Source organism: Pseudomonas sp. Tun-23181 (assembly GCF_057415455.1).
Map to the genome: position 1 here is coordinate 3,080,163 of NZ_CM171630.1, position 21,617 is coordinate 3,101,779.

At 61.7% G+C, this 21,617-nt stretch carries 17 protein-coding genes and 1 tRNA gene; 7 read left to right on the forward strand and 11 right to left on the reverse strand.

The window, feature by feature from the left end; all coding sequences use genetic code 11:
• The first annotated feature begins 58 nt into the window (after nt 1-58).
• From dnaG to ACDI39_RS14750, 4 genes are all read left to right on the forward strand, one after another.
• Nucleotides 59-2,044 carry a DNA primase gene (gene dnaG, locus ACDI39_RS14735; RefSeq protein WP_486536883.1) on the forward strand — a complete coding sequence of 662 codons (1,986 nt, stop codon included), beginning with the start codon at nt 59-61 and terminating at the stop codon, nt 2,042-2,044.
• 67 nt (nt 2,045-2,111) lie between these two features.
• On the forward strand, nt 2,112-3,965 hold the full coding sequence (gene rpoD / locus ACDI39_RS14740) for an RNA polymerase sigma factor RpoD (RefSeq protein ID WP_253080185.1): 1,854 nt from the start codon (nt 2,112-2,114) through the stop codon (nt 3,963-3,965).
• Between the two features lie 193 nt (nt 3,966-4,158).
• The gene (locus tag ACDI39_RS14745; RefSeq protein WP_486536884.1) at nt 4,159-7,902 is read left to right on the forward strand and encodes an EAL domain-containing protein; all 3,744 of its coding nucleotides are present in this window, start codon (nt 4,159-4,161) and stop codon (nt 7,900-7,902) included.
• A 15-nt stretch (nt 7,903-7,917) separates the two neighbouring features.
• Nucleotides 7,918-7,994, forward strand: a tRNA-Ile gene (locus ACDI39_RS14750).
• 83 nt (nt 7,995-8,077) lie between these two features.
• On the opposite strand, the gene ACDI39_RS14755 is transcribed toward ACDI39_RS14750, so the two are convergent.
• The 11 genes from ACDI39_RS14755 to ACDI39_RS14805 all read right to left on the reverse strand — a co-directional run bounded on the left by ACDI39_RS14755 (nt 8,078) and on the right by ACDI39_RS14805 (nt 19,766).
• Nucleotides 8,078-8,311 carry a hypothetical protein gene (locus tag ACDI39_RS14755; protein ID WP_253080194.1) on the reverse strand — a complete coding sequence of 78 codons (234 nt, stop codon included), beginning with the start codon at nt 8,309-8,311 and terminating at the stop codon, nt 8,078-8,080.
• Nucleotides 8,312-8,764: 453 nt separating this feature from the next.
• A complete protein-coding gene (locus ACDI39_RS14760; protein WP_486536885.1) occupies nt 8,765-10,018 on the reverse strand; it encodes an OprD family porin in 1,254 nt (417 codons plus the stop codon).
• A 252-nt stretch (nt 10,019-10,270) separates the two neighbouring features.
• Nucleotides 10,271-11,818 (reverse strand): amidase, encoded by a 1,548-nt coding sequence (locus ACDI39_RS14765; protein WP_486536886.1) that lies wholly within the window; start codon nt 11,816-11,818, stop codon nt 10,271-10,273.
• Nucleotides 11,819-11,882: 64 nt separating this feature from the next.
• Nucleotides 11,883-12,791: a glycine betaine ABC transporter substrate-binding protein gene (locus ACDI39_RS14770; RefSeq protein ID WP_225786456.1), complete on the reverse strand. Its 909-nt coding sequence runs from the start codon at nt 12,789-12,791 to the stop codon at nt 11,883-11,885.
• A 33-nt stretch (nt 12,792-12,824) separates the two neighbouring features.
• The gene (locus ACDI39_RS14775; protein WP_225786457.1) at nt 12,825-13,487 is read right to left on the reverse strand and encodes an ABC transporter permease; all 663 of its coding nucleotides are present in this window, start codon (nt 13,485-13,487) and stop codon (nt 12,825-12,827) included.
• Nucleotides 13,487-14,482 (reverse strand): ABC transporter ATP-binding protein, encoded by a 996-nt coding sequence (locus ACDI39_RS14780; protein WP_253102124.1) that lies wholly within the window; start codon nt 14,480-14,482, stop codon nt 13,487-13,489. Before ACDI39_RS14780 ends, ACDI39_RS14775 begins: the two co-directional genes overlap by 1 nt.
• Nucleotides 14,479-15,162 carry an ABC transporter permease gene (locus ACDI39_RS14785; RefSeq protein WP_225786459.1) on the reverse strand — a complete coding sequence of 228 codons (684 nt, stop codon included), beginning with the start codon at nt 15,160-15,162 and terminating at the stop codon, nt 14,479-14,481. The genes ACDI39_RS14780 and ACDI39_RS14785 overlap by 4 nt, the downstream gene beginning before the upstream one ends.
• A gap of 369 nt (nt 15,163-15,531) precedes the next feature.
• Nucleotides 15,532-16,521 carry a GlxA family transcriptional regulator gene (locus tag ACDI39_RS14790; protein WP_225786460.1) on the reverse strand — a complete coding sequence of 330 codons (990 nt, stop codon included), beginning with the start codon at nt 16,519-16,521 and terminating at the stop codon, nt 15,532-15,534.
• A gap of 254 nt (nt 16,522-16,775) precedes the next feature.
• On the reverse strand, nt 16,776-17,741 hold the full coding sequence (locus ACDI39_RS14795; protein WP_486536887.1) for an alpha/beta fold hydrolase: 966 nt from the start codon (nt 17,739-17,741) through the stop codon (nt 16,776-16,778).
• A gap of 25 nt (nt 17,742-17,766) precedes the next feature.
• Nucleotides 17,767-18,666, reverse strand: a complete 900-nt coding sequence (locus tag ACDI39_RS14800) for an amidohydrolase family protein (RefSeq protein ID WP_225786462.1) — start codon at nt 18,664-18,666, stop codon at nt 17,767-17,769.
• Nucleotides 18,667-19,112: 446 nt separating this feature from the next.
• The gene (locus ACDI39_RS14805; protein ID WP_225786463.1) at nt 19,113-19,766 is read right to left on the reverse strand and encodes a glycosyltransferase family 25 protein; all 654 of its coding nucleotides are present in this window, start codon (nt 19,764-19,766) and stop codon (nt 19,113-19,115) included.
• A gap of 205 nt (nt 19,767-19,971) precedes the next feature.
• Between ACDI39_RS14805 and ACDI39_RS14810 the strand changes: the two genes are divergently transcribed.
• The 3 genes from ACDI39_RS14810 to ACDI39_RS14820 all read left to right on the forward strand — a co-directional run bounded on the left by ACDI39_RS14810 (nt 19,972) and on the right by ACDI39_RS14820 (nt 21,574).
• On the forward strand, nt 19,972-20,433 hold the full coding sequence (locus ACDI39_RS14810) for an Lrp/AsnC family transcriptional regulator (protein WP_225786464.1): 462 nt from the start codon (nt 19,972-19,974) through the stop codon (nt 20,431-20,433).
• Between the two features lie 486 nt (nt 20,434-20,919).
• Nucleotides 20,920-21,282: a toxin gene (locus tag ACDI39_RS14815; protein ID WP_225786465.1), complete on the forward strand. Its 363-nt coding sequence runs from the start codon at nt 20,920-20,922 to the stop codon at nt 21,280-21,282.
• Nucleotides 21,260-21,574, forward strand: a complete 315-nt coding sequence (locus tag ACDI39_RS14820) for a helix-turn-helix domain-containing protein (protein ID WP_225786466.1) — start codon at nt 21,260-21,262, stop codon at nt 21,572-21,574. The genes ACDI39_RS14815 and ACDI39_RS14820 overlap by 23 nt, the downstream gene beginning before the upstream one ends.
• Nucleotides 21,575-21,617 lie beyond the last annotated feature (43 nt).

Sequence of the window (21,617 nt, forward strand, 5' to 3'; positions counted from 1 at the left end):
TCGCCCCGAACCCGCGCGTAGCGATTAGACTTGCCAGTTGCCAGATGACGAGACTGCCATGGCCGGGCTGATTCCCCAGAGCTTCATCGACGACCTTCTCAACCGCACCGACATTGTCGACGTGGTGAGCTCGCGCGTCCAGCTGAAGAAGACCGGCAAGAACCTCTCTGCCTGCTGCCCGTTCCATAAGGAAAAGACCCCGTCCTTCACCGTCAGCCCCGACAAGCAGTTCTACTACTGCTTCGGCTGTGGCGCCGGTGGCAACGCGCTCGGCTTCATCATGGACCACGACAACCTGGACTTCCCCCAGGCCGTCGAAGAGCTGGCCAGGGCCGCAGGCATGGAAGTCCCGCGGGAGGAGGGCCGGCGCGGGCAGAAACCCCGCCAGCCCACCGACTCGCCGCTCTACCCGCTGCTCGAAACCGCCGCCGAGTTCTACCGCCAGGCCCTGCGCAGCCACCCGACCCGCAAGGCGGCGGTGGGCTACCTCAAGGGCCGCGGGCTGTCCGGCGAGATCGCCCGCGATTTCGGCCTGGGTTTCGCCCCGCCGGGCTGGGACAACCTGCTCAAGCACCTGGGCGCCGACACCCTGCAGCAGAAGGTCATGATCGACGCAGGCCTGCTGATCGAGAACGCCGAGACCGGCAAGCGCTACGACCGCTTCCGCGACCGGGTGATGTTCCCGATCCGCGACAGCCGTGGCCGGGTCATCGCCTTCGGCGGACGAGTCCTGGGCGACGACAAGCCCAAGTACCTGAACTCCCCGGAAACCCCGGTGTTCCACAAGGGCCAGGAGCTCTACGGCCTGTTCGAGGCGCGCAAGCACAACCGCAACCTCGACGAGATCATCGTCGTCGAGGGCTACATGGACGTCATCGCCCTGGCCCAGCAGGGCCTGCGCAATGCGGTGGCGACCCTGGGCACGGCCACCAGCGAGGAGCACCTCAAGCGCCTGTTCCGCGTAGTCCCCAGCGTGCTGTTCTGCTTCGACGGCGACCAGGCCGGCCGCAAGGCCGCCTGGCGCGCCCTGGAGTCCACGTTGGCGAGCCTGCAGGACGGCCGCCGCGCGCGCTTCCTGTTCCTGCCCGAAGGCGAAGACCCGGACAGCCTGGTCCGCGCCGAGGGCACCGACGCTTTCCTGGCGCGCATCAATCAGCACGCCCAGCCCCTGGCCGACTATTTCTTCGAGCAACTGGGCAACGAGGCCGATCCACGCTCGCTGGAAGGCAAGGCGCACATGGCGACCCTGGCCGCGCCGTTGATCGAAAAGATCCCCGGCGCCAACCTTCGTCAGCTGATGCGCAATCGCCTGAAGGAAATCACCGGACTGGACCCCCAGCAGGTGGAACAACTGGCACAGAGCGCGCCCGCGACCAGCACGCCGGACTACGACCCTGGCTACGACTACGACGCCATGGCCAGCTACACGCCCGACTATGGCGATACGCACCAGCCCGACTACGCCCCCGCCCACCAGGAGCAGCGCCCTTGGACGCAAAACAAAGGCGGCGGCAAGAAGCAATGGGACGGCAAGCCCTGGGACAAGAAAGGCGGCAAGCCCTGGCAGCGCGACGGCCAGCGCGGCGAAGCGCCACCCCGCGTGCCGGCCCCGGTGGAGCCGCCGACGCTGTCGGCCTTGCGCACCCTGCTGCACCACCCCTTGCTGGCCGGCAAGGTCGAGGACGCCAGCCACTTCGCCGACGAAGAGCATCTCTACAGCCAACTGCTGGTGGCCCTGATCGAGGCCGCACAGAAGAATCCTGGGCTAAGCTCAATGCAGTTGATCGCACGCTGGCACGGCACTGAACAAGGCCGCCTGCTGCGCGCCCTGGCGGAAAAGGAATGGTTGATCGATGCCGACAACCTTGAACAACAGTTTTTCGACACTATAACTAGCTTGTCCGCCCGCCAACGCGAGCGCAGCCTGGAACATCTGCTCAGGAAAGCACGTCAAAGTGAGTTGAGCGCCGAGGAAAAATCTCAGCTGCTCGCACTGCTGAGCCGCAATGTTCCCGCACAAACCCCGACCTCATCTGGCGCGTGAGGTCCATGCTCGGGTATAATCCTCGGCTTGTTTTTTGCCCGCCAAGACCTTCAGTGGATAGGGTGTTATGTCCGGAAAAGCGCAACAGCAGTCTCGTATCAAAGAGTTGATCACCCGCGGTCGTGAGCAGGGCTACCTGACTTACGCGGAGGTCAACGACCACCTGCCTGAGGATATTTCAGATCCTGAACAGGTGGAAGACATCATCCGCATGATCAACGACATGGGGATCAACGTATTCGAGAGTGCTCCGGATGCGGATGCCCTGCTGTTGGCGGAAGCCGACACCGACGAAGCCGCAGCCGAAGAAGCCGCCGCCGCGTTGGCGGCGGTTGAAACCGATATCGGCCGCACGACCGACCCGGTGCGCATGTACATGCGTGAGATGGGTACCGTCGAGCTGCTGACCCGCGAAGGCGAGATCGAAATCGCCAAGCGCATCGAGGAAGGCATTCGTGAAGTGATGGGCGCCATCGCCCACTTCCCGGGTACCGTCGACTACATCCTCGGCGAATACGACCGCGTCACCACCGAAGGTGGCCGCCTGTCCGACGTCCTCAGCGGCTACATCGACCCCGATGACAGCATCGCCACGCCTTCCGAGGAAACCCCTCAGCTCGGCGCCAAGGCCGCGGCCGCCAAGGAAGAGGAAGAAGAGGACGAAGAAAGCGAAGAAAACGCTGACGACAGCGAGGACGAAGGCGAAAGCGGCCCGGATCCGGAAGTCGCTCGCCAGCGTTTCGGCGCGGTGTCCGACCAGTTGGACGTCACCGTCAAGGCGCTGAAGAAGCACGGTCGCGGCAGCGATGAGGGGATCACCGCCCTGCAGGCCCTGGCCGAGCTGTTCATGCCGATCAAGCTGGTGCCCAAGCAGTTCGACGTCCTGGTCGAGCGCGTACGCAGCGCCCTGGAGCGTCTGCGCGCCCAGGAGCGGGCCATCATGCAGCTGTGCGTACGTGATGCGCGCATGCCACGTGCCGACTTCCTGCGCCTGTTCCCAAGCAACGAAACCGACCAGACCTGGAGCGGCGACCTGTCCAAGCGCAACACCAAGTGGGCTGCCGCCCTGGGTGAGAAGAACGCTGCCATCGTCGCCTGCCAGCAGAAACTGATCGACCTCGAGAACGAGACCGGCCTGACCGTCGCCGAGATCAAGGAAATCAACCGCCGCATGTCCATTGGCGAGGCCAAGGCCCGCCGTGCCAAGAAGGAAATGGTCGAGGCGAACCTGCGTCTGGTGATTTCCATCGCCAAGAAGTACACCAACCGCGGCCTGCAGTTCCTCGACCTGATCCAGGAAGGCAACATCGGCCTGATGAAGGCGGTGGACAAGTTCGAATACCGTCGCGGCTACAAGTTCTCGACCTATGCCACCTGGTGGATTCGCCAGGCGATCACCCGCTCGATCGCCGACCAGGCGCGCACCATCCGTATTCCGGTGCACATGATCGAGACGATCAACAAGCTCAACCGTATTTCCCGGCAGATGCTGCAGGAGATGGGTCGCGAACCGACGCCGGAAGAGCTCGGCGAGCGCATGGAGATGCCAGAGGACAAGATCCGCAAGGTGCTGAAGATCGCCAAGGAACCGATCTCCATGGAGACCCCGATCGGTGACGACGAAGATTCGCACCTGGGCGACTTCATCGAGGACTCGACCATGCAGTCCCCGATCGACGTAGCCACGGTCGAAAGCCTGAAGGAAGCCACCCGCGACGTGCTCTCGGGCCTGACCGCACGCGAAGCCAAGGTGCTGCGCATGCGTTTCGGCATCGACATGAACACCGACCACACCCTCGAAGAAGTGGGCAAGCAGTTCGACGTGACCCGCGAGCGGATCCGTCAGATCGAAGCCAAGGCGCTGCGCAAGCTGCGCCACCCGACTCGCAGCGAACACCTGCGATCGTTCCTCGACGAGTGATGACGAACCCCGGCCCAGGCCGGGGTTTTTCTTTTGGGGCAATGGCATTGGGGTAGGCTCTTGCCCGCACCGGCGAGCCAGCCGATTCGCGGGCAAGCCCGCTCCCACGGGCCCCGGCAGGCCGGACAATCTCCCACCGCCCACCCAATGCCCGTCTACACTCGAATTCAGACCCCCTGAACGAGAGGCCGCTATGCCCTTTATGCCGGCCCTTCTGTTGCTGATCCTGCTCATCTGGAACACAACGGCCGGCGCCCTGACCCTGACCGACGAGGAGAAAGCCTGGCTCAGCGCCCATCCACAGCTGCGCCTGGGCATCGACGCGTCCTGGCCCCCTTTCGAGTTCCGCGACCAGGAAGGCCGCTACCAGGGATTGGCCGCCGACTACATCACCCTGATCCAGGAACGCCTGGGCGTCACGCTCAAACCCGTCGAGCCCAGCAATTGGACCCAGGTGCTGGAACAGGCCCGGCAGAACCGCATCGACCTGCTGCCAGGCATCATGTCGACGCCGGAGCGCCAGACCTACCTGGCCTTCACCCGCCCCTACCTCGATTTCCCCATCGTTATCCTCGCCCACGAAGGCGGCCCGCAACCACGCACACTGAAAGACCTGTACGGCCTCAAGATCGCCGTGGTGGAAAACTACGCCCCCCACGAACTACTGCGCAGCCACCACCCCGACCTCAACCTGGTGGCCCTGCCCAATGTCAGCTCAGCCCTCCAGGCACTGGCCATCGACGAGGTGGATGCCGTGGTCGGCGACCTCGCCTCGAGCATCTGGAGCCTGCGCCAGCTCAAGCTCGAAGGCCTCTACGTGAGCGGCGAGACGCCCTACCGCTATCAACTGGCCATGGCTGCCCCACGGGAGAACAAGCTGCTGGTCGGCATCCTCGACAAAGTCATGGCCGACATGAGCAGTGGCGAAATCAACCAGATCCAGCAACGCTGGGTCGGCAACGTCGTGGATCAACGAACCTTCTGGCAAGACATGCTGCTCTACGGCCTGCCCGCCGTCCTGCTGCTGGTGGCCATTCTCGCCGTGGTGATCCGCATCAACCGGCGCCTGAGCTCGGAAATATCCCGGCGCATCGCCCTCGAACAGGAACTGCGCAGCAGCGAGTACCACTACCGCAGCCTGGTCGAAAGCCTGTCTGCCATCGCCTGGGAAGCCGACGCCAACGACTTCACCTACAGCTACGTCTCGCCCCATGCCGAGGACCTGCTCGGCTACCCGCTCAACGAGTGGCTCAAGCCAGGCTTCTGGCGCAGCATCCTGCACCCCGAAGATGCGCTCTGGGCCCAGGCCTACTGCGACAGCGAAACCGCCGCCGGGCGTGACCACAACCTCGACTACCGGGTGATCCGCGCCGATGGCCACACCCTGTGGGTACGCAATATCGTCAGCATGATCGAGCACGGCCACCGTCCGCTGATGCGCGGCCTGATGATCGACATCAGCGAGACCAAACGCACCGAAGACGCCCTGCGCCTGTCGGAGCAGAAGTTCGCCTCGGTGTTCCAGCAATGCCCGGACATCCTGTTGATCGCCAGGCACAGCGACGGCTGCCTGCTGGAAGTCAACGAGGCCTTCGAGGAGCAGATCGGCCTGAGCGCGGCCCAGGTGATCGGCCGCACCGCCACCGAGCTGGACCTGTGGGCCGTCGCCGGTGCCGGCCCGGCCTTGCTCGAACGCCTGCACAGCGGCGGCATCCGCAACCTGGAAATGAGCTTCCGGCGCAGCAATGGCCAGCTGTTCACCGGCCTGACCTCAGCCGAGACCTTCGACCTGGACGGCATCCCGGCCCTGGTGGTCGCCGTGCGCGACATCAGCCAGCTCAAGGAAACGCAACAGCAGTTGCAGACCTCCGAGGAGAAGTTCGCCAAGGCCTTCCACGCCTCGCCCGACGGCCTGCTGCTGTCACGCCAGAGCGATGGCCTGCTCATCGAGGTTAACGAAGGCTTCTGCCGCCTGACCGGCTACGACATCAACCCAGCCATCGACCAGACTTCCCTGGACCTGGGCATCTGGGTCGACCTCAACGAGCGCAGTCGCCTGGTCGAGCAACTCAAGCGCGACGGTTTCGTGCGCGACTTCAGCTGCCACATCCGCCGCAGCGACGGGCAGATCCGCCTGTGCGAACTGTCCGCTCGGCCACTGCCGATCGCCGGGGTCGACTGCATGCTGACGATCGCCCGCGACATCACCGAACGCCACCTGATGCAGGAAAAACTGCAGCTGGCCGCCACGGTGTTCGAGAACACCGCCGAAGGCGTACTGATCACCGACCCCGACCAGCGCATCAGCGCGGTCAACCGCGCCTTCAGCGAGATCACCGGCTACAGCGAGATCGAGGCCCTCGGCCAGACCCCGCGCCTGCTCGCCTCCGGCCAGCACGACAGCGCCTTCTACGCCGCCATGTGGCACCAACTGACCGCTGAGGGCCACTGGCAAGGCGAAATCTACAACAAGCGCAAGAACGGCGAACTCTACCCCGGCTGGCTGACTATCAGCACCGTGCGCAACAGCGAGCGTGGCATCACCCACTTCGTCGCCGTGTTCGCCGACATTTCCAGCCTCAAGCACGCCCAGGCCAAGCTCGACTACCAGGCTCACCACGACCCGCTCACCGGCCTGCCCAATCGCGCGCTGTTCGAGAACCGCCTGCAAGCCGCCCTCACCTGCGCACAGATCTCCAATCGCCAGGGCGCGGTGCTGTTCCTTGACCTGGACCGCTTCAAGCACATCAACGACAGCCTCGGCCACCCGGTCGGCGACCTGCTGCTCAAAGGCATCGCCCAGCGCCTCAAGGAGCAGGTGCGCGACGTCGACACCGTGGCCCGCCTGGGCGGCGACGAATTCATCATCCTCCTGCCCGGCCTGCACAGGCCCAGCGACGCCAGCGCCATCGCCAACAAGCTGCTGGCCTGCTTCCACGCCCCATTCCAGGCCGGTGAACACGAGTTCTTCACCAGCGCCAGCATCGGCATCAGCCTTTATCCACAGGATGGCAGCGACGTTGCCAGCCTGATCCGCAACGCCGACGCCGCCATGTACCGCTCCAAGGCCAAGGGCCGCAACCGTGTCGAAGCCTACACCCGCGACCTCACCGCCCAGGCCAGCGAACGCATCGCCCTGGAGCATGAACTGCGCCGCGCCATCGAGCGCAACGAGATGAGCCTGTGCTACCAGCCCAAGTTCAGCCTCAAGACCCAGAGCCTGGTCGGCGCCGAAGCCCTGATCCGCTGGCGCCACCCGACCTTCGGCGAAGTCCCGCCGGAGCACTTCATTCACCTCGCCGAGGAGAACGGCACCATTCTCCAACTGGGCGACTGGGTACTGGAGCAGGCCTGCCGGCAGATGCACGCCTGGAAGCGCACCCATCAACCGTTCGGCCCCTTGTCGATCAACCTCGCCGGCGCCCAACTGCGCCAACCCAACCTGGCCAGGCGCATCGAGCACCTGCTCAAGGCCTACCAGCTCAAGGCGGGCGACTTGCAGTTGGAAATCACCGAGAACTTCATCATGAGCCAGGCCGAAGAGGCTCTGGCCATTCTTCACCAGCTCAAGGCCCTTGGCGTACAGCTGGCCATCGACGACTTCGGCACCGGCTATTCGTCCCTGAGCTACCTCAAGCGCCTGCCCCTGGACATCCTCAAGATCGACCAGTCCTTCATCCGCGGCCTCCCCGACGACCCCCACGACGCCGCCATCACCCGCGCCATCATCGCCCTTGGCCGCAGCATGCAGCTGACCATCATCGCCGAGGGCGTGGAGAACCAGGCACAACAACGCTTCCTCGCCGCCGAAGGCTGCGAGCAGATCCAGGGCTACATCGTCAGCCTGCCTCTACCGCCCGAGGAGTTCGCCGCTACCTGCCTGCGCATAGCACTATCGGATCTTTCAGATGGCACCGTCTCGAAACCCTCGTTATAATCCGGCCACCTCCTGGGGCCTATAGCTCAGTTGGTTAGAGCAGAGGACTCATAATCCTTTGGTCCACGGTTCGAGTCCGTGTGGGCCCACCAAATAAATCAAAGGCTTACGCCCAACAGCGTAAGTCTTTGTCTTTTCCGGTACAAAATCTTCCCCGTTTGTTCCCCCGTTTCCTCTACACCGTCTCGCCGTCAATGCGGACTATGGCGGCGGCCTCTGCTGAGTTTGAGATATACACCTCGACCCGCCTACCGCTGTTGGTGGTCAGCTCGATCGTAACGCTGGTCGGCGGCGGTCGCAGGTCGTCCCCGCATATCAAGCCAACCACCTCACCGCAGGTGGTCTCGCCACCAAGCGGGTCCCACTGGTCTCCATTCACAATCCGTGCGGTAACTCTGATATTTGGCATGCCCTTTCTCCTGTAGCAGCCACTGCGGCTGAATCCGCAGCGTAGCCGAGTTTTACGAAACCCTCGTAAAACCTGTTGGGCGCCGGTTTTGCCGGAATACCCGACATTACGGGAATTTCCCGTGTGTAGATCGGCGGAAAATTCCGCTGGTGCTGGCGAAGCACGGGGCAGTGCATCGAACCGCACTGGGCGCGGTTTGGTGCTCAGCGCCCATAACCGGCGCAACTTTGCGCCCGCTGCCTTCGTACAGAGTTCGTACGAAATGGTTGGTACGAAAACCGTCCCGACCTACTACGAAATTTTCGTAGTGGAACCCAGGCAGAACCCAGTAGGTTCTTGCGGACGCCGGGCGTACGCTTGGTGCACGCCGCGTGGCGGTTGCACGTCTTGGCTGACCGGCGCAGGGCTTGATCCGGGATACTCGCTCGAGACGAACCGCAGCGCCTTGGCGTCTCAAAACACATCGATGGGATACTCAGTGATCACCCTGACCTGGTCCTGGGTGCCCCCCGTACTCGCATCCCCTCGGTGCCACGCCAGGCGCAGGCGCACCGCAAGATCCTTCGCCGGCCCCGACTGGACCACATACCTGGCCTCGGCATCGGTTTCGAACTCGCTGTCGTCAGAGCCGTACTTGTTGAAGTAAGCCCCCGAAGACACCTTCGTGCCGTCTATGTCCTGGCCGTTGAGGTAGCGGACCATGAACGACAACCCAGGCACGCCATAGACCACCATGTCGAGGTCATAGCGCAGTTGCCACGATTTCTCGCCCGGGCCATTGAAGTCCGAGTACTGCACCGAGTTCGGCAGGAAGATCGACCCTCCGGCCCGCCCGGTATCCCCGAAGCCCACGTAGTCGAAAGGCTGGTCGCCATGGATGCTCTGGCGCGCAAGCGTCAGGGTATGGCCTGAGTACTTGTAGGCCACCTGCATGCCGACAGCTGTCGTGTTGATGGTGCCGGCCTTGGCCTGGCCACTGTCGAGGGTTCGATAGACATTGAAGTCAAAGGTCAGGCCTTGGTTCTGCCCCAGAGGTAGCGCGTAGTTGACGTTCCCGTAGTATTGGTCCCAAACATCCTTGAAACGGCTGACGTAAAGGCTGGCCACCACGCCTTCGGCAAACCTGTACTTGCCGCCGGCATAGCTGACCGAAGGTGTGGTGACCAGGGCATAGGTGGCCCAGAGCTCACCGTCGCTGTTGGTATTGACCTGATCGGTCCCCGCCGTGAAGTGCCCGGCATCGACCAGCAACGGAGCGAAATCGTTACTCGTGAGCTGGAAGCCCGTGGCGGTCTGGGGGAACAGTCGGCTGGTGCTCTGGGCGAAGACAGGGGCCGACGGGCTCATCTCGCCATAGCGAAGCACCGTTGATTTGAAGCGGGCTTTCACGGCACCGCCGGCTCGTCCGTATTCGTCGTCCGGCCGCCCATCATCGCCGACCGGCAGATTGCCGGTGCCGGTTCGGCCACTACCGCCATCGAGTTTGAGGCCCCAATAGCCGAACAGGTCGACACCGAACCCTACCGGCCCCGGCGTGAATGCCGACTGGAAGTTGGCAAGGAATGCCTGGGTCCAGTCCACCTGATCCGAACGCTGCTCGCCTCGGCTGGTGTTGTAGTAATAGTTCTTTGCCAAGACATTCAGGCGCCCCATCTTCTCCCCAACTTCCCCTGCCTGCCCCGCCGCATTGACGGAGGGTGCGAGCATGAGCGCGCCCAGCGATATATATAAACCAATAGACTGCCTGGAGCCTGCAAGCGAACGTGCAAACCTGTTAGCCAACACCATGACCACCTCTTTCACGCTTTAATTATTATTGAACGCCAGGCAGGGAATACCCGGAGCGCTTACGCCAAGAGAATTCGATACCGAGAGAACTTGCCCCCAGGCGCTGGAACAAAAACAATCACCGCCCACCAATTGTTCCAGCCGGGTTCAATTCAAGATATTGAAAGAAACTTACCTACCCAGGAATGAATAGCCGTAGCCAACGAGCTTCGCGTCATCGCCATGGCGCCCGAGGAAGGACACCCCCACCGACACCCCACCCGTGATGGTTCCAGCCGGCACCGTGATCTCCGGAAACCCGGTGGCGGATGCGATATAGGCCGCCGCATAGGTATCGTCCGACTGGCACTCGAAGCTATCGTCCTTCTGCCCATGCACCACCGAAGCCGGGCAGTTGATGGTCGCGAACATCAAGCCATCGATGCCTGAGGCTTGCATCAGGTTTTCAAGATCCCGACGCAGGCCTGGGATCCGGTTGGACAGGATCGAGATATACAGGGGCGTGTCAGCCTGCGAATGCCCAGCGAGCGCCTCCAGCGCCTCGAAACGCTTGGGGTTCATCGGATGCCCATCGCGCTTCGACTGCTCAGGCTTTGCCCGCGCCAGGAATTGCTCCAGCGTTTTCGGCTGATCGGCCGAAAGCGTCGAGAGATAGCGCTCGAACTGCGGCTTGAACTCACTATCCCCCACAGGCCCCAGTACATCTGCCCAGAGGGTTTCATAGGCTTTCGGCAAGGTGATGCTCACAACGTTCGCGCCTTTGCCTTCGAGCCGCTGCTGGGCCTGGTGGAAAACCTGGTCGACCTGTGCATTCGCGCCTTCGAAGTTGGTCACCACACCGATGGTCTTGCCATCCAGCGCGTTGGGGCGAAGCGCTTCGACGAACCCGATGCGCTCTGCTGCGATGCCCTGGGTGGCCGCATCGTTGTCGTCCCGGCCCTTGAGCACATCGAGCACGATCGCCTGGTCAGCCACGCTTCGGGTGACCACCCCGACGGTGTCGAAGGTCAAGGACAAGGGGATGACGCCGCTGCGGCCGATCAGGCCCATGGAGGGCCGCAGCCCAACGGTGCCGGTCACGCTTGCCGGACCACGGATCGACCCGCTGGTATCCGACCCCAGCGCAAAAGGGGCGAACCGGGCCGCGACCGCGGCAGCGGAGCCGCTGCTGGAGCCAGAGGCATCGCGCTTGGTGTTCAGCGGGTTGAGCGTCTGGCCGCCCAGCGAGCTGTAGCCGAACCAGCCGAAGGAGGCGGCCAGTTCGGACATGTTCGCCTTGCCCAGCAGGATCGCCCCGCTGTCCAGCAGACGCTGGACAGCGAAGGCGTTCCGGGAAGGAATCGAAGCGCGCAGCACATAGGCGCCACCGCTGGTCACCTGGTCGCGCGTGTCGAAGTTGTCCTTCGCCAAAAACGGTATCCCCGCAAGCGGGCCGCTGTGGTCCTGGGGGGTCCGGGCTCGCTCGACATCCCAGGCACGGGCCTGTTCGAGCGCCTTGCCGTTCACCGCGATCACCGCATTGATATGCCGGCCCTGGCGATTGTCTTTCTGGATGTTCGCCTGGAAATGGCGTACCAACTGTTCCGATGTCACCTCTCCCCTATCGAGCGCTTCACGAAGTTGGAGAAGATTCATTGAATCTATGTCTGCCGCCATCACGCGTGAACTTATCGTGGCGAACAGCAATACCGCGCCCACGGTTCTTGTTATGGAAACCATGACGAATCCTACTGGTGGTGCGAATAGATTAGGAGCGCCCGAACAGCGGGCACCTGTCGAATGATCAGTCAGCAGGGCCTGCGACAGCGGGTGCGAGCATATTGTTCTTCGACAAATATTCGCTGGCCACTTTCTCGATGGACTCCCTGCCGACATCGACGCGCGAGTTGAGCGTCGCCATGGTATCGCTGGTGAGGCTCGCGGATAACGTGTTGAGCAGCTCGGCGACGCCAGGATGGGCTTCCAGGAATTGGGTGCGGACGACCGGGGTCAAGGCATAACTTGGGAAGAATCCCTTGTCGTCCTCGAGGATCACGAAGCCGAACGCCGGAACGCGACCATCGGTGGACAACACCAAGGCCACATCGGCCTGCCCCTCACGCAGGGCCTGGTAGGTCAACCCGCCGTCCATGCGGATGATGTCGTCACGCTCGAACGTGAACGCATAGAGATCCTGAAGCGGTCGCAGACCATCAGGCCGCGAATAGAACTCCGCGTTGGAGGCGAACTTCAGGTGTTCGCCATCGTTGACCTTGGTGGCCAGGTCGCTGAGCGTGGCAATGCCTTTCGCCTTCGCCTCCTCCTCCCGCATGGCGAAGGCATAGGTATTGTTGGCCTCGGACGGCTGCAGCCAGGTCAGCCCCTTGGCAGCGTCCAGGCGCTTGACGCGCGCGTAGGTCTGCTGGGCATCGAGCCGCTCCTTGACCTTGTTGTAGATGATCAGCGACGTACCGGTGTATTCCCAGTAAATGTCGACCTGGCCATTCTCCTGTGCAGAACGCAGCACGGACGACCCCAGGTCGGGACGCTTGTCCACCTTGTACCCTTCGCTGCGCAGCAGTTGGGCGGTCATCTCGGCAATCAACTGTTGCTCGGTGAATTTCTTGCCCCCGACGACGACACTCGGCTGGGCAGCCTGGGCGGCCCCCAGCAGCGCCATCGTGAGCAGTGCGACAATGCCTCGTGCGAACATACAGCACCTATGTGTTTTGAGTTGTTATCAGGACTATCGCGCCGCAAGTCGCAAGCCACGGGAGACCGTCGCGTACTGGACGAAGCCGCAGGCCAGGTCCACTGCGATGGCCAGGCCCGCCGTCGCCACGGCACCCGCGATCATCATGGGGTAGTCGTTCAGGTCGATGCCGGTGAAGATCAGCTCGCCCAGGCCTCCCCCGCCGACCAGAAAGGCAAGCGGCGCGGTACCGACGTTGATCGCCAGCGCGGTGCGGATACCGGCGAAGATCACGTTGAGCGCATTCGGGATCTCGACCTTGAACAACGTCTCGCGCGGCGTCATGCCCATGGCTTCGGCGGCTTCGACCAGGTGACGCGGCACCGAGCGCAGGCCCTCGTAGGTGTTCACGGTGATCGGCAGCAGCGTCGCCACCCACAGCGCAAAGATGGCGGCAGGCCCGCCAACCCCCACGAAGCTCATGGCCAAGGCAAGCAGCGCGAGCTTCGGGATCGCCTGGCCGACGTTGAGCACCTGCATGACAGCCAGGGCATACTTCTGGTTGCCCGTGCGACTCATCCAGATGCCCACCGGCAGCGCCACGATCAACGCCAGTGCACTGCTCACCGCGACGATGTGCATGTGCTGGAAGGAGAGGTAGATGATTTCGCTCCAGTAGCCCTGGAGCCATTCCCAGAGGTTGGCCACGCCGTTCATCAGTGCACCACCGTCGTCGTGTTCTCGACCAGGCGGGCAAGGATGTCTTGCTGGTGCACGAACCCGACCAGCTTGCCGTTCTTGTCGTTGCACACAGCCCAGTCACGCCCCTGCCCCAGCAATTGCGACAGCACCTGGCGCAGATCGTCCGTGTGCTGCACGACCAGGGGCGCGAACGAGGCCGCGCCATTGCCCCCGACGATCTGCATCTGCTCCTGGGGCGGCGTCTGCCGCGCGATATCGCCGGCACGCAAGAGCCTCAGGCGTTTCATGATGCGATCGCCGCCCATGAAGTTGGCGACGAATTCGCTGGCGGGGCGGGCCAGCAGATCATCGGGCGTGCCGAACTGCTCCACCTTGCCCGCATTGAACAGCGCCACGCAGTCGGCCATCTTCACCGCTTCGTCGATGTCATGGCTGACGAACAGGACGGTCTTGCCGACCTGGCGCTGGATGCGCATGAACTCGTCCTGGATGATGTCCCGGTTGATCGGGTCGATCGCACCGAAAGGCTCGTCCATCAGCATCACGGGTGGGTCGGCGGCCAGCGCACGGGCGACACCGACACGCTGCTGCTGCCCGCCGGACAGTTCGCAAGGGAAGCGTTTGGAAAACTTCGAAGGCTCCAGCGCCACCACCTCCAGCAACTCCGCGGCACGCTTGCGGCTCTTGGCCTTGTTCCAGCCGAGCAGATCGGGCACTACGCAGATGTTGTCCTCGACAGTCATGTTGGGGAACAGGCCCACTTGCTGGATCACATAGCCGATCGATCGACGCAGGGTCACGGTATCCAGCTCTGCCGTGTCACGCCCGCCAATGAGGATTCGCCCGGAAGTCGGCGGGATCAAGCGGTTGATCATCTTCAGCGTGGTGGTCTTTCCACACCCCGAAGGACCGAGAAGCACGCAGATCTTGCCCTCTTCCACGGTAAAGGAAACATCTTCCACAGCCGTGATAGAGCCGAACTTTTTATTCAAATTATTAATCTGGATCACGTTGTAGCTTCCTTCATGCTGGGGTTATTCATCTTGATAACCCCTTTTGGGGTCAACGCACGCTGCAGGACGGACAGGGCATAATCAGCGGCCACCGCGATGATGCTGATCAAGATGGCCCCGGCCAGCAGTTGGCGCGTATCGGTCTGGGAGATGCCGCGCACGATCAGGCTGCCCAACCCGCCTGCGCCGATATAGGCGGCGATGGCCGCGATGCCGATATTGATCACGGTCGCCACACGCACCCCGGCCATGATCAAGGGCGTTGCCAACGGCAGTTCGACTTTCCAGAGCCGCTGCCAGGAAGACATGCCCATGCCCCGGGCCGCCTCGCGCAGGGCCGGGTCGACGTTGGAGATCGCCGTATGGGTATTGCGGATGATCGGAAGTTGCGAATAAAGAAAGAGCGCAATGATTGCCGGAACGACGCCGATCCCCTGGCCAATCAAGGAAAGGACGGGGATCATGAGGCCAAACAGTGCGGCGGAGGGGATCGTCATGAGCATGGCGGCAAACGACAAGACCCAACGGCTTGCACGAGGATGCTGGGAGATGAAGATACCCACCGGCACACCCGTCAAGATAGCCAGCCCGACAGCGACGAACACAATGAAGAGATGTTGCCCCAACAACTGGGCGACAAGCCCTGAATTGGAAAGAATGAAACTTAGCGTTTCCATTTTTGTTATGCCTATCTCCGCAAGGTTCTTGTGATTTCCGGGTCATCGGGAGCGGATGCCGGATTTATGACGACCTTACCCCGCTCCCTTCTCCCGGCTGAGCTTCAGGTTCGACGACCTTTATCAAAAAATCGACATGACCCATGCCGCGCATATCCCTTGCGAAAGCCACGGGCTGATACTCGGCAGACCACCGTACAAATCTTCTAAAAGCGCGTTTCGAAAGGCCGGCCATATATAAGGAAACAGCACCCGAAGCCCAGGTCGGTTAGTTACTAAGCCACCTATTTATGTCGGGCCATGCCGTGTCCCCGAGGCCGCCAAAAGCCGGGCGTGGACATATCCCATCGCGGTACATCCTGCCGGCGCCTATGCCTGGCCCATATCAAACTTTCGCCGCTCCTCACCCGGGCTGCAGCCCCACGCCTTGCGATAGGCACTGCCCAAATGAGAGGCAGAGACGAACCCGCACGAGTAGGCGATCGAGGCAATGGACTTGGTGCTTTCCCTCAGCATCCGCCGCGCCTCGGCCAAGCGCAGCTCCAGGTAGAATCGCTGGGGCGTCATGCCGAAATGCTGGTGCCACAAGCGTTCGAGCTGACGCTGGGAGAGATTGCACACCTGCGCCACTTGCTCGATGCTGATGACGTGCTCGAAGTTGTCCTCCATCTGCGCGATGGCCGCTGTGATGCGTCTATCGTGCACACCGAATCGCCATTGGATGGACATCCGCTGTTGTTCTTCCGGCCCTCGGATCCTGGCATGCAGGAACTGCTCAGCCACCGCGGCGGCAAGCTTGCCACCATAGTCGACGGAGATCTGCGCCAGCATCAGGTCGATGGCCGCCGTGCCGCCGGCACAGGTCCAGCGATTGTCATGGTTGACGTAGAGTTCGCGCGTCACTTCGATGGTGGGAAACTCTTCGGCGAACTGGTTGATCGACTCCCAGTGCAGCGTGCACTTCTTCCCTTCCAGCAAGCCCGCCCGTGCAAGGATGAACGTGCCGGTGCTGAAGGCTCCCACGGTCTTGCCCTTGGCGACGGAGCGGTGCAGGAACCTGATCATCTTCGGTGGGCGCTGATGCTCGATATCCAGGCTCGCCAGCACGAATACCCGATCGAGCTCAGGCGCCTCTTCGAGCGACTGGGTATTGATCTCCACGCCACTGCTGGAGCTGACGGTACCGCCGGCCTCCGATAACAAGCTCCATTGATAGAGCGTTTTTCCGGCGAGGCGATTGGCAGCCCGCAGCGGCTCGCTGGCGCCAGCCAGGGCCATCATGGAGAACTGGGGAAGGATGAGCAGCCCGATTCGCTTGGGGGCTTCACCTTGCACGTTGGCGGTGGATGAGCTGAGCATACCTTTCCTCGATATTTCTCAGGGGCGAGAGACACGAGTCATAGGCATACCACATTACGACATGCTGGCGGAGCAGGCGGGGCCCGCGCGCAGACTCTGCGACGACGATCGCAGCGCGACGCAAGCGGCTACCGATCTGGCGTCCCGGCCATCGGTGGCCAAGCGCGTCGGGAGGGTACAGCGAGGGGGGTGGCGAGACAAGGTCTGCGACTGGAAGGCCCGACGTGCGGGCCCGCCAGCTTGCATGCTACGACTCAGGCGTACCGACGGACCGCCTCGTCGATCTTCTCGATGATGGCCTGGAACACCGGGTGATCCGCCTGGTTCTGCTGGCCATGTTGCATGTCAGGCAGCAGGAACACACCTTCACCGGCGTCCCCCGGGTACAGGCGGAACAGACGCTCGGACTCGGCCGGCATGTGCAGGCTGTTCTTGGCACCGTGGATGATCAAGGCCGGCGGGAAGCCCGTTGCCCCTTCGATGGCCTGCTCTGGATCGAACGCCACATAGGAAGTGTACGACTTGGCGGTTACGTGGCTGCAGCCCGGCCAACGGTCGGCGCCACCGGCTTCGGTGTAGGCGCCCAGTTGTTCATCCACGTATTGCTGGGTAGCCGGATCGAGCGGGTAGTAACCCAGGCGGGTCGCCTCGGTGCCGGTATCGAACGGCGGGATGGGCGCGTCGCCATCGAGTTCGCGAATCGCGGCATCAGCGGCCTTGGCATCGGCGCGCAGCGATTGCAGGTCCTGGATGCGGGTGTAGCTCATCGGCACCCAGAACTTGATCTGCTCCTTGCCAGCCTTGGCCAGCTCGGCCACCGCGGCAAGGCTGGCCACCGAGCCCATTGCCCAGGAAGCGACCACCGGCATCTCACCGAAGGCCTCACGCGCCCAGGCCACGGCGCCCAGCACCTCGTCCTTCTGGTCTTCCAGGCTCACGTTGGTCACGGTGATGTCGCCGACCTGATGGGTGTTACGGACCTGCTTGTTGGAGAAGAATCCGGCAACATCGTAGGTCATGACACGGTAGCCACGGGCAGCCAATGCGCGGCCGAACAGCTGGCCGTACATCGAGACACCGCCGGTGAAGCCAGAGTTGAAGACGACGGGCGGGAGATCGCTTGCCTGTTCGGGCTGGAATACCGCCCCTTTCAGGCGCACGCTGTGGCCAGCGTAGTCAACGTCGAATTCAATTTCCTGCATCGAGACTTTATTGTTCATATTTCGTCCTGCCTAGCACTCTGGCTTAATCAAAGTTGAATATTTCTGCTGCTGCACCACTGAGAATCTGTCCGGCCGGTATCGCGCATTTAACCGACAGCCGCTCGGCCAGATCCTGAACAAACCCGAACGCCCCGGCGGCATCGAAACTGCGCGTAAAATCAATCCCATCGCTATCAGCACCAACATGCGGCGCATCCGTGGCTTCGAGAATCAACTTGCCTGCCCCCAGTTCCGAAATCAGGCGACTTGCAAACGGCAGCACTTTTTCAACGTCGGTAGACGTTCGATAGCCGGGGCCCTTGAACCAGACATTTCCTCTTTCCCGCGCTTCTCGCAGCAGGGAAACATAGGCTTCTTCTTCCGCGCCCCGTGAAGCATGGCAACTGCCGAGGTGGTCGATCATCACCCGCACATGCCGCGGTATCTGCCTGAGGACGCGAAGGTTGGTCTCGGCTTCCTGGGCATAGACATGGACGTGCTGGTGATCGCGCAGACGGTCGTACAATGCATTCCAGGCCGTATCGCTGTAGGCACCGTCCCGAACCGAGCCGGGTTTCGCGTCATGCAGCACGATCCTGATTCCCGCCACTTGCGGATGAGCCAGGCGGGCTTGCGTCGCATAGGCAGGATCGGCCTTGATCGTGCCGACCAGGCGTATGCCGGAATACGTGGCCGGGTCACGGGCCTGTAAATCCTTGAGTTCTTCGAACGAAGCGAAGACGTTTTCCGAGTCGGGAAGAATGCTCAGGTGAACATTATTCAAGAATCGCGGGAGCACATTGTTTTTTGAAAGCTGCGCCAAGTAGTCCGTTAACGAATGAGGCTTCGGCAGCGTATAGGGAAGTTTTCCGGCGACTTCTTCAAGGTCCGCTTCTGTATAGAAATGAACATGGCTATCGATCATTGCTCTTTCGTTGTGCATGGCCAACTTCCCGCTGTGTTGGGCCAAACGATAAACGCAAATGTCAGGCGACCACTCCCGCGAACCCGACGTGTCGTATCATTTTTTCGACATTGGGCGGAAGCTTGCTTCAGATGGGAGATGGGTTAGCCGTTGATCCGGCCGTTCTCAGGAGCATCGCAGTCCTTCCAGAAGAATGGCCATTTCTGGTGTGACGGGGAATCGCTCGCAAAACATGATCGGCAGCTCGACCATGCCATGACAGTCGCTTTAAACCGGTTTCGGCGTCAAACTGAACTTAATGAGAGATTTCCCTCCACATTGAGTGAGCACTGGATAATACCATAGGCTTATCCGGGCTAAATTTTCAGAAGCATAAAACGAACACTATCTGTAAATTTCACTAATGTAAGGAAATCCGGAGACGCTCTTACATCCGCCACTCGTGCCACTTGTGAGCCACTACACTAGAACCGCAGCCGAAAAACCGTTCGCCATAGGTTCTTGAGTGCCGAACGAACATGCTTCTCCAAGTTCCGCTCCCACCAGGCATCCTCATTTCGCACGACAGTTTCCAGGTCACTACCTGTCACACAAGCGGCATGCTGACGAAACATCATAGGGAAAGCGCAGTGCTGCTTGACCCGCTTCTTGATCATTACATCCACGGGCTGGCCGTCATAAGGTGTCTGCGCGACGACCTGGCAACCCTCTCGGGAGAGAACATAGGCATGTAGCGCCACGACACGGCCACGTGCAATAAAGGGGAACCAGGTCAACCAGATAGAGCCCATGCTGTAGCCCAAGTGCAACGCCTGAAACTTGCGGGTACGCATAAATCGGTTGATCCAACGAACCTGGACTGTCTTGAATGCGTAGGGCTTTACGTCATCCTCAAAAATGAGGATCCGCTCAAGACCTTCATCTAGGGCGCGCTGAGCGAGCTGCTGGTGCGACTCATAGCACCCGCGCTGGGGGTCCTGATTCTTCTCGACTATGTGGAAGATGACTGGATTATCGATGAGCGTAGAAACAGTATTCCTGAACAACTCGCGCCGATCATTGCGAGCCTCCAGCGAGATGCAGTACACCGCATCGACATCAAAATGAACCTTGCTCACAACGGACCCTTTCACCAATACACTCCAACGCGGCGAGCGTTTTCGCGCATCATACTGGCGAAATGCAATATCACAAAGGGACAAGCATCAACGTTCGTCGGTGGAAAAAAGCAGCCGGGCAACACCTTGGATCAAGTCCACAGCCCTCAACTTGCTAGCTAGTCATCGGGAGGGTAGCCTGACAACTCCATCGCACGGACTAACCATGTCGGACTCTCGCCCCATCGCCCTCGACGAAATCGACCGCCAGCTGGTCGCCCTGCTGCAGATCAACGCCCGCGAAAGCGTCGCCACCCTCGCTCGCCACCTGGGTATCGCCCGGACCACGGTGAACTCGCGCCTGGCGCGGCTGGAAAAGGCCAAGGTCATCACCGGTTACGGCGTACGCCTGGGCCAGCGCCTGATCGGTGGCGGCCTGCAAGCGTACGTGGGGATCAAGGTGCAGCCGCGCTCGGGCAAGGACATCGTGCGCCGCCTCAGCGCCATGGGCCAGGTCCAGCAACTGTGCGCGGTGAGCGGCGAATTCGACTATGTGGCCTGGCTGAACAGCGACTCACCGGAGCAACTGGACCAACTGCTCGACCAGATCGGCAGCCTCGATGGCGTGGAAAAGACCACCACTTCCATCATCCTCAGTAGCAAGGTGGATCGGGGGCAGCCGGGCTGAGAGCCAGCTGCCTGGATGGGCATCAAGCGCCCTGGCCGTCGAGCACACCCTCCAGCAGGGCCTTGAGCGTTTCTGCCGAGTGCTGGATCGACCAAATCATCCCGCGCCCATTCTCCGGGCATGGTGCTGGGCGCAGTCACTGGCGATTTCATCGATGCCGCGCGCAAGAAGGCTAGCGTGGACAACGCTCGTAGGATAGTTCCTGAATACAAGCAGGTCTGTAGGAAATGGCTCGTCCGCTCCGGATCCAGACTTCAACAAGTCCTTCTCCCAGCACGGCCGCCAAGCTTGGTATTGCTGCCTTTACATCGAACATGGCAACTGGCGAGCCATTCGCCGGAGGCTAGCGCCAGGCAAACGTTCCCCGAAACACCTCGAAAACCTCAAGCCCAACCTCTGTGCCTCACCCCCGGATAGGCTGCCAGAGGTCGCCCCTTGACGAGCGGCCACACCACCCCCGAACTATACGCAGGTAACGTACAGATCATGGAAGCGATCTTTATCGAATTGCCGGCTTTCGAGCGGCACCGCGCGCAACACCTCGATCACGAGGGCTTTCGCACCTTGCAGCAGACACTCCTGACATATCCCTATGTCGGCAATGTCATCCCGGGTACCGGAGGGCTGCGCAAGATGCGCTTTGCCGCTCCCCAACGCCACAAGGGCAAGCGAGGGGGTATCAGGGTGATCTACTACGGGTGGGAAGCGGGTTACCAGTTCTGGTTGTTCACGCTCTATGGAAAAGACCTGCAGGACGACCTAAGCCCTCTCCAACGGCAGGCAATCAAGCATCTGCTGGAACGCGACTACCTGACGAGGACAACCCATGCCACGCAACATTTTCACTGAACTCACCGAAGGCTTCGACGCCCTCGCCGAGGCGCGCGCCGGGAAGCTGACCCTGCGCACCCACAAAATGGCGTTTCAGGAACTGGCGCCACTGGCCGCCAACGAACTGATCGAGCTGCGCCAACGCCTGAATATGTCCCGAGCCGTATTCGCCAGCTACCTGCGCACCAATGCCCGCACCCTGGAGAACTGGGAGCAGGGCCGCTCCAAACCCAACGCCCAGGCGGTGGCGCTGATCCGCCTGGTGCAGAAGTACCCAGAAACGCTCGAGCACCTGGCCGCGTTGGGCTGAATGTCGTCATTATGCAATCAGTGAATCTCATTAAGACGATCAA

Bases quoted from the DNA above. Each gene is read 5' to 3' on its own strand.
- dnaG (WP_486536883.1), top strand. From the start codon at position 59: ATGGCCGGGCTGATTCCCCAGAGCTTCATCGACGACCTTCTCAACCGC.
- rpoD (WP_253080185.1), top strand. From the start codon at position 2,112: ATGTCCGGAAAAGCGCAACAGCAGTCTCGTATCAAAGAGTTGATCACC.
- ACDI39_RS14745 (WP_486536884.1), top strand. From the start codon at position 4,159: ATGCCCTTTATGCCGGCCCTTCTGTTGCTGATCCTGCTCATCTGGAAC.
- ACDI39_RS14755 (WP_253080194.1), bottom strand. From the start codon at position 8,311: ATGCCAAATATCAGAGTTACCGCACGGATTGTGAATGGAGACCAGTGG.
- ACDI39_RS14760 (WP_486536885.1), bottom strand. From the start codon at position 10,018: ATGCTCGCACCCTCCGTCAATGCGGCGGGGCAGGCAGGGGAAGTTGGG.
- ACDI39_RS14765 (WP_486536886.1), bottom strand. From the start codon at position 11,818: ATGGTTTCCATAACAAGAACCGTGGGCGCGGTATTGCTGTTCGCCACG.
- ACDI39_RS14770 (WP_225786456.1), bottom strand. From the start codon at position 12,791: ATGTTCGCACGAGGCATTGTCGCACTGCTCACGATGGCGCTGCTGGGG.
- ACDI39_RS14775 (WP_225786457.1), bottom strand. From the start codon at position 13,487: ATGAACGGCGTGGCCAACCTCTGGGAATGGCTCCAGGGCTACTGGAGC.
- ACDI39_RS14785 (WP_225786459.1), bottom strand. From the start codon at position 15,162: ATGGAAACGCTAAGTTTCATTCTTTCCAATTCAGGGCTTGTCGCCCAG.
- ACDI39_RS14790 (WP_225786460.1), bottom strand. From the start codon at position 16,521: ATGCTCAGCTCATCCACCGCCAACGTGCAAGGTGAAGCCCCCAAGCGA.
- ACDI39_RS14795 (WP_486536887.1), bottom strand. From the start codon at position 17,741: ATGAACAATAAAGTCTCGATGCAGGAAATTGAATTCGACGTTGACTAC.
- ACDI39_RS14800 (WP_225786462.1), bottom strand. From the start codon at position 18,666: ATGCACAACGAAAGAGCAATGATCGATAGCCATGTTCATTTCTATACA.
- ACDI39_RS14810 (WP_225786464.1), top strand. From the start codon at position 19,972: ATGTCGGACTCTCGCCCCATCGCCCTCGACGAAATCGACCGCCAGCTG.
- ACDI39_RS14815 (WP_225786465.1), top strand. From the start codon at position 20,920: ATGGAAGCGATCTTTATCGAATTGCCGGCTTTCGAGCGGCACCGCGCG.
- ACDI39_RS14820 (WP_225786466.1), top strand. From the start codon at position 21,260: ATGCCACGCAACATTTTCACTGAACTCACCGAAGGCTTCGACGCCCTC.